Genomic DNA, 13342 nt, shown 5'->3' with positions numbered 1-13342 from the left:
TTTTTCTGAGAGCTTTTCCTTGGCCCACCCCGCCCAACGTCGCTGGTACCTACCGGTTTTCAGCGTCGCCGCCCTGGTGCTGTTGCCGCTGAGCGTGCTGTTGCTGTCCTGGCAAAGCATCGACCCGCAGATCTGGTCGCACCTCTGGGACACTCAGATGCCCCGCTTGCTGGGCAACACCTTGACCCTGGTGCTCGGTGTCGGCCTGGGCGTGACGCTGCTGGGCGTCAGCCTGGCCTGGCTGACCAGCCTGTGCGAGTTCCCCGGGCGGCGCTGGCTCGACTGGGCACTGATGTTGCCCTTTGCAATCCCTGCCTATGTGCTGGCCTTCGTGTTTGTGGGCCTGCTGGATTTCGCCGGCCCGGTGCAAACCCTGTTGCGCGAGTGGTTCGGCACCGGGCTGCGTTTGCCGCGGGTACGCTCTACCAGCGGCGTGGTCATTGTGTTGGTGCTGGTGTTCTATCCCTATGTCTACCTGCTGGCGCGCAGCGCGTTCCTGGCCCAGGGCAAAGGCTTGATGGAAGCGGCGCGGGTGCTGGGGCAATCGCCATGGCAAGCGTTCTGGCGCGTGGCATTGCCAATGGCGCGACCAGCAATTGGTGCCGGTGTGGCCTTGGCGCTGATGGAGACGCTCGCGGATTTTGGCGCGGTCTCGGTGTTCAATTTCGACACCTTTACCACCGCAATCTATAAAACCTGGTACGGCTTTTTCAGCCTGTCCAGTGCCGCGCAACTGGCCAGCCTGCTGCTGCTGGTAGTGATGCTGGTGCTGTATGGCGAGCGACGTGCGCGCGGGGCCAGCCGACCGAGCAATGAGCGCCCACGGGGCAAGGCGTTGTACCACCTGCGCGGGTTCAAAGCCGTGGCGGCCAGCGCGTGGTGCAGCTTGGTCTTCGCCTGTGCGTTCGTGATTCCGATGCTGCAACTGGTGGCATGGTTCTGGCAGCGTGGCCGCTTCGACCTGGATGAACGTTACACCGGGCTGATCGTGCATACCCTTTACCTGGGCGGGATCGCAGCCCTGATCACCGTCAGCGTGGCGCTGATACTGGCTTTTGCCAACCGTCTGGCGCCCACCCGGGCGATTCGCTCCGGTATCAGCCTGGCCAATGTCGGCTATGCCTTGCCAGGCTCGGTGCTGGCGGTGTCGATCATGCTGGCGTTCAGTTACCTGGACCGCGAGTTGGTGGTGCCGCTCTCCGGATGGCTGGGCGGGGCGGGCAAGCCTTTGCTGCTGGGCAGCCTGTCGGCACTGGTGCTGGCGTACCTGGTGCGGTTCCTGGCGGTGGCCTACGGGCCGCTGGAAAACAGCCTGGCGCGAATCCGTCCGTCACTGCCCGAAGCGGCACGCAGCCTTGGCGTGAGCGGCCCACGGCTGTTTTGCAAAGTGTATCTGCCGTTATTGCTGCCGGGCACGTTGAGCGCAGCGCTGCTGGTGTTTGTGGATGTGCTCAAGGAAATGCCCGCCACCTTGCTGATGCGCCCGTTTGGTTGGGACACCCTGGCGGTCCGCATCTTTGAAATGACCAGTGAAGGCGAATGGGCGCGGGCGTCTTTGCCGGCGCTGACCCTTGTGCTGGTTGGCTTGTTGCCGGTCATCGGGCTGATTCGTCGCTCGGCTCGGCAAATCGGTTAGGTGCCAGTCCTACGGCTTGAGGCTACAATGCGCGGCATTCGGTGCGCTCCGTCTTTCGGATCGACCTGCTGTATGTGGCTGCGGGCCTTGTAGTACGAGGTGTTCAGCGCAAGTGGCAGCTCTGCGCGCCTTCGCCAAGCCCGGAAGGAGAAACCCATGGGACAGCGTACGCCTCTGTATGACCTGCATCTCGCCCTCGGCGCGAAAATGGTCGATTTTGGCGGTTGGGATATGCCTTTGCATTACGGCTCGCAAGTTGAAGAGCACCACCAGGTGCGACGTGACTGCGGGGTCTTCGATGTATCTCATATGACCGTGATCGATGTCACCGGCCCCCAGGCCAAGGAATGGCTCCAGTACCTGCTGGCCAATGATGTCGACCGACTGCATGGCTGTGGCCGTGCGTTATACAGCGCCATGCTCAACGAGCAGGGCGGGGTAGTGGACGACATGATCGTCTACCGCACCGAAACCGGTTACCGCCTGGTGGTCAACGCCGCCACCCGCGATCAGGACATGGCCTGGATGCAGGCGCAACTGGGCACCTACTCAGTGCAGCTGCATGAGCGGTCAGAGTTGGCCATGCTCGCCATCCAAGGCCCCCACGCCCGGCAGAAAATCGCCGAACTGGTGACCCAGTCCCGTGGCACCCTGATCCATCAGCTCAAGCCGTTCGAAGGCCGGGCCGACGGCGACTGGTTTATCGCCCGCACCGGCTATACCGGCGAAGACGGCCTCGAAATCGTGTTGCCGGCCGATCAGGCACCGGGCTTTTTCAACGATCTGGTGGGCGCGGGTATTTCCCCCATCGGTCTCGGTGCGCGCGACACCTTGCGCCTTGAGGCCGGCATGAATCTCTATGGTCAGGATATTCACCAGGCCGTCTCGCCCCTGGCGGCCAATATGGCCTGGAGCATCGCCTGGGAACCGGTCGAGCGTAACTTCATTGGCCGCGCTGCGCTGGAAGCAGAAAAAGCGGCCGGCGTGCAGTTCAAACTGGTGGGGCTCGTCCTCGAAGAGCGTGGCGTGCTACGTGCTCATCAGGTGGTTCGTATCGCCAATGTTGGCGAAGGAGAGATCACCAGTGGTAGTTTCTCGCCTACGCTAAGCAAATCCATTGCGCTGGCGCGTGTGCCGACGGCGACTGCCGACCGGGCCGAAGTGGAAATCCGCGGCAAGTGGTATCCGGTTCGAGTGGTCAAGCCGACCTTCGTGCGTCATGGCAAAACCCTGATCTAACCAATTCCGGCAGGCCAAAGGCCGCTGACATTTCATCTTGAGGACACAGACTATGAGCAATATCCCTGCCGACCTGCGTTTTGCCGAAAGTCACGAATGGGCCCGTCTGGAAGCTGACGGCACCGTGACCGTCGGGATCTCCGACCATGCACAGGAAGCTTTGGGTGATGTGGTGTTTGTTGAGTTGGCGGAAGTGGGTGCCAATTTTGAAGCGCAAGGCCAGGCGGGTGTGGTTGAGTCGGTGAAAGCAGCCTCGGATATCTACTCGCCGGTTGCCGGCGAAGTGATTGCTGTCAACGAAGAGCTGAGTGGCAGCCCTGAGCTGCTGAACTCTGACCCGTACGGCGCGTGGATCTTCAAGCTCAAGCCAAGCGACAAGGCCGAGCTGGACAAGCTGCTGGATGCCGCGGGCTACAAAGCCGCCATCGGCGAATAAACGCCATAGTTACAACGACACAAATCAATGTGGGAGCTGGCTTGCCTGCGATTGGATCACCCGGGTATCACCGATACACCGAGGTGCCAGCATCGCAGGCAAGCCAGCTCCCACAGTTGATTGGGGTGTGTCTGCTGGTTGTGATCAGTCTCTTTTCAATACGGCTTTAACCGCCGCTACAGCCCGCTCCACATCCGCCTCTGTCATCGCCGTGAACATCGGCAACGACACGATCAAACGCCCAACACGCTCCGCCACCGGGAACATGCCTTCCTTGAAACCCTGTGCCCGATACAGGCTCAGCAGGTGGATCGGCGGGTAGTGATAGCCGATACCCACGCCGTGGGCCTGCATCTGTTCCATGAACGTGGCGCGGGCTGGCAGGCCATCCTGGCGCTCCGGCAATACCAGTTGGAACAGGTGCCAGTTGCTGTTTTCGAAGTCGGCCGGCGGCAGTTGCGCGCCGTATTGGGCTTCGAAATCGCTGCCAAAGCATTTGAAGTAGTGCCGTGCCAGGTTCTGACGATGGGCGGTGATCTTCTCGATGTGCGCAAATTGCCCCAGGCCTATGGCGGCGGCAATGTCGGTCATGTTGAACTTGCCACCCAGCACATCCACATCCAGGCCATCGAAGCCGCTGCGGGTGACGCCTTGCAGTCGGTACTTCTCTGCCAGACGGGCCTCCTCGGCATTGTTCAACACCAGGCAGCCGCCTTCGGACGACGTGATGTTCTTGTTCGCCTGGAAGCTGAAGGACACGAAGTCGCCGGTTGCGCCGATGCGTTCTCCATCCCAGCTGGACCCCAGGGCCTGGGCAGCATCTTCGACAATACGCAGGTTGTACTTGTTGGCCAGCGCGTAGAGCATCGGCATATCCACAGGCAAGCCGGCCAGGTAGACCGGGATGATCGCCTTGGTGCGCGGAGTAATGGCCGCTTCTACCTGGGCCAGGTCGATATTGCGCGTCACCGGGTCGATGTCGGCAAAGACCGGAGTGGCACCGACTTCGAGAATCACGTTAGCCGTGGCAACCCAGGAAATTGGGGTGGTGATGACTTCATCCCCAGGCCCGATCCCGGCGATGCGCAAGGCGATCTCCATGGTGCAGGTGCCCGAGTTGAAGGTGCGTACCGGACGGCCGCCAAAATAGTCCGACAGCTGTGCTTCGAATGCCTGCACCTTTGGTCCGCTGGTGATCCAGCCGGAACGCAGAACATCGCCGACCGCCGAAATGGTGGCTTCATCAATGGTCGGTTTGGAAAACGGCAGGAAGGGCTGTTGGCTCATGACGAAGAAGGCATCCGTTTCAGGTAGGCAATGAAAGATAGACGAGTCAGTAGGGCATGGTTGCACGCTGAGACTGAATATAGCCTGTCATCCATGAACGATTCGTCATGCAGCAGGCAAAAAAATGCCGCTTGAGAAAGCGGCATTTTTTATGAGGGCAGTTGTTACTCGGTTACAGCATTCTTCGCCAGGATGGCGTTAGCCAGTTCCATGTCCGTGGCTTGGAGGCCAGGGTTATCGGCGCGGACCTTCTGCATGGCCGCTTCCAGATACGGGCCGCGAATGCCGCCGTCGCTGGCGACGAAGCTGCCCGCGTCGTCCTGGGCGGCGACCACCAGCTTGTGGTCCTTGAAGGTCAGGTAAGTCGAGCCAGTGGTGGCGCCCGACGAGATGACATTACGCCAGAAGCTATCGGCCATGGCTGAGCCGACAGGTAGGGAAAGCACAGCGAGGGTTGCGACAGCATATTTGAGACGCATGATGGGTGACTCCGGTGGGTTATCTGTACGTTTTGATTGTAGTTAACCCGATCCAGTTCCATCACTGACTAAACAGTTTCAGTACTCGATCAAACCCGAAGAATTTGTTTCTGAATCCCCTGGCGTGACCCGCAATACCTCCGTCATCGTGGTCAGGCCGGCCTTCACTTTCTCGACGCCGGCCATGCGCAGGCTGCTCATGCCCTGCGCCAGTGCCTCACGGCGCAGCGCTTGTACGTCCGCGCCCGGGGTGACCAGCGCTTGGAGTGCCGGGTCCATGAGCATGATTTCATACAGCCCGGCCCTGCCTCGATAACCGCTGTCACGGCATTGCGCACAGCCGACGGCTTCGCAGCCGTCAGCGTCCTCCTGGCCCAGCGGGCGCTTGCAATGGCTGCACAGCAGCCGCACCAGGCGCTGCGCCATCACCCCTATGAGCGTGGCTTTGATCAAATAGTGAGCAACGCCCAGTTCCTGCAGGCGGCTGATGGCGCTGGGTGCATCGTTGGTGTGCAAGGTCGAGAAAACCAGGTGCCCGGTCAGCGCGGCCTGGATAGCCATCTCTGCGGTTTCCTGGTCGCGGATTTCGCCGATCATGATGATGTCCGGGTCCTGGCGCAGCAGGGCGCGGATGCCGCTGGCGAACGTGAGGTCGATGTTGTGCTGGACCTGCATCTGGTTGAAGGCCGGCTCGACCATTTCAATCGGGTCTTCCACCGTGCACAGGTTGACCTCGCGGGTCGCCAGTTGCCTGAGGGTGGTGTAGAGGGTGCTGGTCTTGCCTGAGCCGGTCGGGCCTGTGACGAGGATGATGCCGTGGGTGCGTCGCGTCATGGCGTGCCAGCGTTGCTGGTCGGCGCTGGACAAACCCAACTGGTCGAAATCCTTGAGCAGCACCTGTGGGTCGAAAATTCGCATCACCAGTTTTTCGCCGAATGCCGTGGGCAGGGTCGAAAGCCGCAATTCCACTTCGACACCCGCAGGGTTCCGGGTCTTGACGCGGCCATCCTGGGGTTTGCGTTTTTCGGCCACGTTCATTCGCCCCAGGCTTTTCAGGCGGCTGACCACGGCCATGGTGACCTGCGGGGGAAATTGATAGACGTCATGCAGCAGCCCATCAATGCGAAAGCGCACCCGACCCTGGTCGCGGCAGGGCTCGATATGGATGTCGCTGGCTCGTTGGCCAAAGGCGTATTGCAGCAGCCAGTCGACGATGTTGACGATATGCGCGTCGTTGGCGTCCGGCTCCTTGTCGCTGGCGCCGAGGCTGAGCAAGTCGACATTGCCAGGCGCCGTCATTTTTTGATCCGCACCGCTGACGGACTTGGCTAAACGGTAAAACTCGTTGATACCGCGCTGGATATCGCTGGGGTTGGCAACCACGCGCTTGATCGTGCGTCTGAGCACCTGGGACAGCCCGGCTTCCCAAGTGGTGATATGGGGTTGGGCACTGGCGACCGTCACGCTGTGGGCATCCACCGCGACTGCAAGAATGCCGTGGCGCTGAGCAAAGGCGTGGGACATCAAGGGCACCACGGCCGCCACATCAATCTTCAATGGGTCGATGCGCAGGTAAGGCTGGCCGACCTGCCGGGCCAGCCATTGAATCAAGGTCTCCAGACAAGGGCCCTGGGCTGCGATGCATTCCAAGGGATGCTGGCTGCCGGACGCTGGCGCCACCTTTTGCGCCGCCTGCGCCGTGATCAGCCCTTGCTCGACCAACGCCGGCAATAATTGCTGCAGTTCCAAGGGGTGATCGTGAGTGGCGACGGGCATGCAGGTTTTCCTGGGGCGTGGGGGTAATCCCAGGCTAGCCAGCCGCTGAAGATCCTGCTGGCGCTTGTATTGCCGGTTTTTACTGCGCCATCGCCGCCAGCGCTTGAGGCCGCTCGGAATCAGCGGACCACAGTTCCAGGGTGCAGACGCTGATCAGGTTTCGAATCTTTTCACCGATCACCTGGGCGCGGTGCCAGCTCAGGCCGGTCATCACGATATCGATGCTCAGCAGGTCGGCTTCCCGGTTCATGCTGACCTGGGTGGGCGTGAGCAATTGCAGCGCGAAGTAGTTCAGCACCCGGCACAGCACGTCCGGTTCAGCCTCGGCGACGATGCGATAGTGCGCCTGGCAGTGGCTGCTATTGGCGGCCCACGCATCGACGCGGGTGGCGGGGTAGGCGGTTTCGACGGCATGCATGCTGACTCTCCAGTTTAGACTGGAGAAATTTTTACATTCGCCTGGGGAGATTTCTTATCTAAAATAAGCCTGTTTGGCGATAAATCGACCAGAACAATTCAAGATAAGCCTATTCATGGGTACTTTTATGCACAGTGAGTTGGACGCCTACGACCGCCGCATCCTGGCCTTGCTGCAAGAGGATGCCTCGCTCTCCAGTGCACAGATTGCCGAGCAGGTCGGCCTGTCGCAGTCGCCATGCTGGCGGCGTATTCAGCGGCTCAAGGAGGAGGGCGTGATCCGCGGCCAGGTCACCCTGCTGGACCGCAAGAAAATCGGGCTCAACACGCAGATTTTCGCCGAGGTCAAACTCAACGCCCACGGTCGCTCCAATTTCACCGAGTTCACCGAGGCGATTCGCGGGTTCCCGGAAGTGTTGGAGTGCTATGTGCTGATGGGGGCGGTGGATTTTCTGCTGCGTATCGTCACCTCGGATATCGAGGCGTACGAGCGGTTTTTCTTCGAGAAGTTGTCGATGGTGCCGGGGATTCAGGAGGTCAACTCGATTGTGGCGCTGTCGGAGATCAAGTCCACCACCAGCCTGCCAGTATTGCGCTGACAGGCATGCCATTGACTGTAGGAGCGAGCTTGCTCGCGAAGATCGTTAACGATAACGCGGGAAGCCTGGCTCCCCACATCGCTCTCGGGTTTTTCGCGAGCAAGCTCGCTCCTACAGGTAGAGTGACTTACAGGCGCAGAAGGGTCTTCCAGGCACGATTCTGATAAACCGCAATCGCCTGGTGCATACGCGCATCCAGCGATTCATCGGTAATCGGCTGGTTGGCCAGGTGCGCCAGCTTGTTCAGCTCGCCGTACAAACGGTCCAGCTCAGGAATGTCCACCACATGGCGCGCATGGTGCAGCCAGGCCTGGATGCGTTCGATGCGCGGCAGTTGCTCGGCCAGGTCTTCCGGCTGTTGCTGGTAGCGCTGCAGTTGCAGGGCGACAGCGTCGTCGGCCAACAGGCGTGGCAGCCAGTTGGTAATTTGCGCAGCGCCCTGGCGGTTGCCGCGCACGTTACGTTCGGCCGTCCAGGTGCGAGCCAGCAGCCAGCGCGAGAGGTTGAGTGAGAACAGGCCCCAGCGCACGTCTTGCAGCTCTTCGATGAACTGTTCCGGCGCGGCTTTGCGAATGTCTTCATCGTCGTCACCGGCCTGGACCAGCGGGCGCCAGTCTTCCAGCAACGCATCCAGGGTGCTGCGCAGTTCGCTGGTGGATTGGCGTGGCGCGGCCTGGCCGAGGCTGCCGATCAGGGCGCGCAACTCGCCGAGGTTCTCGACCCAGTCCTGCAACAGGCGCCAGTGGCCATTGAAGCGGTATTGCTCAGCCAGGCGCTGGCTGCTGCCCAGCAGGTGCCACAGGATCGCGGCGAAGGCGTCGTCCAATGGCATTTCGGCGTGGATCTGTGGCGCCGGCAGGCTCAGGGAATAGCTACTGGCGTCATACAGGCGATAGCCGCGTTCGGCCTTGCTGATGTCGCACGGCATCAGGGCCAGGGTTGCGGCCAGCTCGGCGGCCAGTTCCAGCAGGGCCGCCGGTTCGCCTTCGCGCAGTTCCAGTTCCAGCTCGCAGATTTCTTCTTTCTGCTTGCCGACCACCACATGGCCCAGGTCCAGGGCGGCTTCGATCACCACCTTGGCCTTGCCACGGCCCCAGGCGATTTCGGCGCGTTCACGCACGAAGTCGGTGGTGAAGATCGGCTTGAGAGTCTTTTTGTCCAGCTCGGCCAGTTGCTCGGGCCAGCACTCGCCATCGAGTTTCTTCACGTCGAGCTTGGCTTTGGGCAGGCCCCAGTTGTATTCGTTGCGTTCCGACAAGCCGGCGACGCTTTGGCCGCGGGTCTTGAGGGTCTGGATGATGTCGTCACCGTCCTTGCGCAGGCGCAGGGCAACCTTGGCCTGGGCCAGGTCACGCTCGGGGGTGTCGAAGTACTGGTTCATCAACTCACGGCGTTCCCAGCCACTTTTGTTGCGTTTTTTCAGTAACGGGTGCTCACGCAGCGCGGCGAGTGTTTCGCGGCTGACGCGTAGCTTGATTTCGGTTTCTTTCTGCATGGCCGGAAAATCCAGGATCGGGAGCGCAGCCGGGGAAAAGTGTGGCTGCCAAGGTCGTGCAGTGTACAGGACTGAGCCCGGCAACGTGCCGCAACGGTTTATTGTGTTGCGCAGATGCCTCTATAGTGAGGTTCATCCGGGAAGTTGGGAGACCGCGCATGCCGTTACCGTCCATGAAAGAGCAGTTCGCCGCCTTGATCGCCGCGCCGTCGGTGAGCTGCACCCAGCCGTCTCTCGACCAGAGCAACCGCCCGGTGATTGACCTGCTCGCCGCTTGGCTGGGCGACCTGGGCTTTGCCATCGATATCCAACAAGTCAGCCCCGGCAAGTTCAACCTGTTGGCCAGTTTCGGCAGCGGCCCCGGTGGCTTGGTGTTGGCGGGACATAGCGATACCGTGCCGTATGACGCGGCGCTGTGGAACACCGACCCGCTCAAGCTGACGGAAGTCGACGGCCGCTGGGTAGGACTGGGCAGTTGTGACATGAAGGGGTTCTTCGCACTGGTTATCGACGCGGTGTTGCCGCTGCTGGACCAACCCTTCAAGCAACCGCTGTTGATCCTTGCCACCTGTGACGAGGAAAGCTCTATGTCCGGTGCCCGTGCGCTGGCCGAGGCGGGGCGCCCATTAGGTCGTGCAGCGGTGATCGGCGAGCCGACCGGGCTCAAGCCGATCCGCCTGCACAAGGGCGTGATGATGGAACGCATCGAGATCCTCGGGCGCAGTGGCCACTCGTCGGACCCCAGCCTGGGCCACAGCGCCCTGGAAGCCATGCATGACGCCATCGGCGAACTGCGCGGCCTGCGCTTGGCCTGGCAGCGCGAGTACCGCAACGCGCAATTCAGCGTGCCGCAGCCGACGATGAACTTCGGCTGCATTCACGGCGGCGACAACCCCAACCGCATCTGCGGCCAGTGCTCCCTGGAGTTCGACCTGCGACCCCTGCCGGGCATGGACCCCGAGGTGCTGCGCGCCGCGATCCGCCAGAAGCTCGAACCCCTGGCCGAGCGGCATAAGGTCAAGATCGACTACGCGCCGTTGTTCCCCGAAGTGCCACCCTTTGAGCAGCCCGAAGACGCCGAGTTGGTGCGGGTGGCGGAGCGTTTGACCGGTCATCGTGCCGAAGCAGTAGCGTTCGGCACCGAAGCGCCTTATCTTCAGCGCCTTGGTTGCGAAACCCTGGTGCTCGGCCCTGGCGACATTGCCTGCGCCCACCAGCCTGGCGAGTACCTTGAAATGTCACGCTTGACGCCTACAGTGCGTCTATTGCGGGAACTGATCGAACACTACTGCCTGAAACCTGCATAAATTAACCCCTGCCCATTCGTACATAAGGAGAGTGAGCGTGTCGCCAAGCCTGTTCCGACGATAACCATCAGCCGCTGTGCGCTTTCACGATTGATCCTTTATTTGGCTGCTTTTTATTACAGGCCCAGGTGTTATGCCCGAATACGTCAACTGGCTTCGTCACGCTTCGCCCTACATCAACGCCCACCGCGACTGCACCTTTGTGGTCATGCTGCCCGGCGATGGTGTGGACCACCCCAACTTCGGCAATATCGTCCACGACCTGGTGCTGCTTCACAGCCTGGGTGTGCGCCTGGTGCTGGTGCATGGCTCGCGCCCGCAAATCGAAACCCGCCTTGAAGCACGCGGCCTTACCCCGGCTTACCACGAAGGCTTGCGCATCACCGATGCTGCGACGCTGGAGTGTGTGATCGACGCGGTGGGTCATTTGCGCATTGCCATCGAGGCGCGCTTGTCCATGGACATGGCGTCATCGCCGATGCAGGGCTCGCGCCTGCGTGTGGCCAGCGGCAACCTGGTCACCGCACGGCCAATTGGCGTGCTGGAAGGCGTGGACTACCACCACACCGGCGAAGTGCGCCGGGTTGACCGCAAGGGCATCAACCGCCTGTTGGATGAGCGCTCTATCGTGCTGCTCTCGCCCCTGGGGTATTCGCCCACCGGCGAGATCTTCAACCTGGCCTGCGAAGACGTCGCCACCCGCGCCGCCATCGACCTGGGCGCCGACAAATTGCTGCTGTTCGGCGCCGATCCCGGTCTGATCGATGAGAACGGCCGCCTGGTGCGTGAATTGCGCCCACAACAAGTACCCGCGCACCTGCAACGCCTGGGCAGCAACTATCAAGCCGAACTGCTCGATGCCGCTGCCGAAGCCTGCCGGGGTGGAGTAGGGCGCAGCCATATCGTCAGCTACGCCGAAGATGGCGCTTTGCTTACCGAACTGTTCACCCGCGATGGTGGCGGTACGCTGGTGGCCCAGGAACAATTCGAACTGGTGCGCGAAGCGGCGATTGAAGACGTCGGCGGCTTGCTGGACCTGATCAGCCCGCTGGAAGAGCAGGGCATTCTGGTGCGCCGTTCGCGGGAAGTGCTGGAGCGTGAGATCGAACAGTTCAGCGTGGTCGAGCGCGAAGGTATGATCATCGCCTGCGCGGCGCTGTATCAGATCGCGGATTCGGATGCGGGGGAGTTGGCGTGCCTGGCAGTGAACCCGGAGTACCGCCACGGCGCGCGAGGCGATGTATTGCTCGAACGCATCCAGACCCGGGCACGCGCCCAAGGCTTGAAAACCCTCTTTGTACTCACCACCCGTACGGCCCATTGGTTCCGCGAACGCGGCTTTGTACCCAGCAGCGTGGACCGCCTGCCGTCGGCGCGAGCGTCGCTGTACAACTATCAGCGCAACTCCAAGATCTTTGAAAAGGCCCTGTAAAAGAGTACGGCTCTGTGTGGGAGCTGGCTTGCCTGCGATAGTGGCGCCTCGGTTTATCTGAAGGACCGAGTTGCTGGTATCGCAGGCAAGCCAGCTCCCACCGAAGACTGTATTTATTGTGTGATGAATTTGTCGGTCACATACGCCGAATAATCCGGCAGCACCGTCTCCACCTTCCCCTGTTCCTTCAAGAACTTCGCCGTCTCCTCAATCGCCTTCGCCGTGCCGCCCTTGAGCAGCGCAGCGGTTTGCTGTGCCTGCGCATCCGGAAACGTCGTACCGGCCAAGAGTTCCGGAATGTCATCCGCATTTGAACCTGTCAATTTGGCGATTTTCTGCACTGGCTCGGAATCCACCGTCCAGCTGTCTTTGTGGGCGGCATAGTCGGCAAAGGCATCCAGGGTAACTTTGGCGAACTTGGCCACTACCTCAGGATGTTTTTGCGCAAAATCCTTGCGCGCCACCCACACCTCAAACGTCGGCGCGCCCCATTGGCCCACCTGCGCCGCGTCTGTCAGGGTCTTGCCGCTCTTGCGGATTTCACCCAAGGCCGGGGACCACACAAAAGCCCCATCAATATCGCCACGCTTCCAGGCGGCGGCGATTTCGGCCGGTTGCAGGTTCACCACTTTGACTTGCTGGGTGTTCAGACCCCAGTGTTTCAGCGCGCCGAGCAGGCTGTAATGGGAGGTCGAGACGAACGGCGTGGCGATGGTTTTGCCGATCAGGTCCTGGGGTTTATCGATGCCACTGCCGTTGCGCACCACCAAGGCTTCAGAAGCGTTGATCTGTGCCGATACGATAAACGCCACAATCGGCAGGTTGCGCGAGGCCGCCGCCGCGAGCGGGCTGGAGCCGAGGTTGCCGATTTGTACATCACCCGAAGCGATGGCCGTGACTACCTCTGGCCCGCTGTTGAAGCGGCGCCAGGCGATTTTTTCGCCGATGGCTTTTTCGTACAGGCCGTCGGCCTGGGGAACCTTGCTGGGATCGATGCCGGTCTGGTAGCCCACCGTCAGGTCGGCGGCATTGACACCAAAAGAAAGTAATAGCGATACAAAAACTGTAACAAATTGACGGGAGGATGTGCGTTTGGCCATGATGGCGTCGCCTTTTTGATCGTGAGTGACGTATGCAACCGTACGGCAACACTAATCGATCTAAAAAAGCATCAGTAAATACCCTTTAGGAATTAGCTTATGGAGCGGCGCGTCTATCCTGACCGGCCAGCTTCACGGA

Annotated in this window: 12 protein-coding genes and 1 pseudogene; 7 read left to right on the top strand and 6 right to left on the bottom strand. The window is 61.0% G+C overall.

The window, feature by feature from the left end:
* Window positions 1-19 precede the first annotated feature (19 nt).
* The 3 genes from HBO10_RS07335 (at window position 20) to gcvH (ending at window position 3311) form a co-directional block, all read left to right on the top strand.
* Window positions 20-1636: an iron ABC transporter permease gene (locus HBO10_RS07335; protein ID WP_020301817.1), complete on the top strand. Its 1617-nt coding sequence runs from the start codon at window positions 20-22 to the stop codon at window positions 1634-1636.
* Window positions 1637-1792: 156 nt separating this feature from the next.
* Window positions 1793-2875 carry a glycine cleavage system aminomethyltransferase GcvT gene (gcvT, locus tag HBO10_RS07330; RefSeq protein WP_034129004.1) on the top strand — a complete coding sequence of 361 codons (1083 nt, stop codon included), beginning with the start codon at window positions 1793-1795 and terminating at the stop codon, window positions 2873-2875.
* 52 nt (window positions 2876-2927) lie between these two features.
* Complete coding sequence (gene gcvH / locus HBO10_RS07325) at window positions 2928-3311, top strand: glycine cleavage system protein GcvH (protein WP_003195293.1); 384 nt, start codon at window positions 2928-2930, stop codon at window positions 3309-3311.
* Window positions 3312-3455: 144 nt separating this feature from the next.
* Here the strand turns inward: gcvH and HBO10_RS07320 are convergent, their stop codons facing one another.
* The 4 genes from HBO10_RS07320 to HBO10_RS07305 all read right to left on the bottom strand — a co-directional run bounded on the left by HBO10_RS07320 (window position 3456) and on the right by HBO10_RS07305 (window position 7271).
* The gene (locus HBO10_RS07320) at window positions 3456-4598 is read right to left on the bottom strand and encodes a DegT/DnrJ/EryC1/StrS aminotransferase family protein (RefSeq protein WP_034129003.1); all 1143 of its coding nucleotides are present in this window, start codon (window positions 4596-4598) and stop codon (window positions 3456-3458) included.
* Between the two features lie 164 nt (window positions 4599-4762).
* A complete protein-coding gene (locus HBO10_RS07315; RefSeq protein ID WP_003176799.1) occupies window positions 4763-5077 on the bottom strand; it encodes a DUF2388 domain-containing protein in 315 nt (104 codons plus the stop codon).
* Window positions 5078-5155: 78 nt separating this feature from the next.
* A complete protein-coding gene (locus HBO10_RS07310) occupies window positions 5156-6853 on the bottom strand; it encodes a GspE/PulE family protein (protein ID WP_034129002.1) in 1698 nt (565 codons plus the stop codon).
* A gap of 79 nt (window positions 6854-6932) precedes the next feature.
* On the bottom strand, window positions 6933-7271 hold the full coding sequence (locus tag HBO10_RS07305) for a hypothetical protein (RefSeq protein WP_014720398.1): 339 nt from the start codon (window positions 7269-7271) through the stop codon (window positions 6933-6935).
* A 127-nt stretch (window positions 7272-7398) separates the two neighbouring features.
* On the opposite strand from HBO10_RS07305, the gene HBO10_RS07300 reads away from it, so the two are divergent.
* The gene (locus HBO10_RS07300; protein ID WP_003195279.1) at window positions 7399-7869 is read left to right on the top strand and encodes an Lrp/AsnC family transcriptional regulator; all 471 of its coding nucleotides are present in this window, start codon (window positions 7399-7401) and stop codon (window positions 7867-7869) included.
* Window positions 7870-7874: 5 nt separating this feature from the next.
* Window positions 7875-7985, top strand: a pseudogene (locus HBO10_RS31245) (outer membrane lipoprotein carrier protein LolA); the annotation flags it as partial.
* 11 nt (window positions 7986-7996) lie between these two features.
* Here the strand turns inward: HBO10_RS31245 and HBO10_RS07295 are convergent.
* Window positions 7997-9364 carry a CYTH domain-containing protein gene (locus tag HBO10_RS07295; protein ID WP_060763926.1) on the bottom strand — a complete coding sequence of 456 codons (1368 nt, stop codon included), beginning with the start codon at window positions 9362-9364 and terminating at the stop codon, window positions 7997-7999.
* A 158-nt stretch (window positions 9365-9522) separates the two neighbouring features.
* Between HBO10_RS07295 and argE the strand changes: the two genes are divergently transcribed.
* On the top strand, window positions 9523-10671 hold the full coding sequence (gene argE / locus HBO10_RS07290) for an acetylornithine deacetylase (RefSeq protein ID WP_034129000.1): 1149 nt from the start codon (window positions 9523-9525) through the stop codon (window positions 10669-10671).
* Between the two features lie 133 nt (window positions 10672-10804).
* The gene (argA, locus tag HBO10_RS07285; protein ID WP_003195273.1) at window positions 10805-12103 is read left to right on the top strand and encodes an amino-acid N-acetyltransferase; all 1299 of its coding nucleotides are present in this window, start codon (window positions 10805-10807) and stop codon (window positions 12101-12103) included.
* A gap of 113 nt (window positions 12104-12216) precedes the next feature.
* Here argA and tauA read toward each other — a convergent pair whose 3' ends face one another.
* Window positions 12217-13203, bottom strand: coding sequence for a taurine ABC transporter substrate-binding protein (tauA, locus tag HBO10_RS07280; protein ID WP_034128999.1), 987 nt, complete (start codon window positions 13201-13203; stop codon window positions 12217-12219).
* Between the last annotated feature and the right edge of the window lie 139 nt (window positions 13204-13342).

Source organism: Pseudomonas sp. WS 5503 (genome assembly GCF_012985385.1).
Lineage (GTDB): Bacteria > Pseudomonadota > Gammaproteobacteria > Pseudomonadales > Pseudomonadaceae > Aquipseudomonas > Aquipseudomonas paracarnis.
Note: the sequence above shows the minus strand (reverse complement) of the source record. Positions and strands in the feature narration are given on the sequence as shown.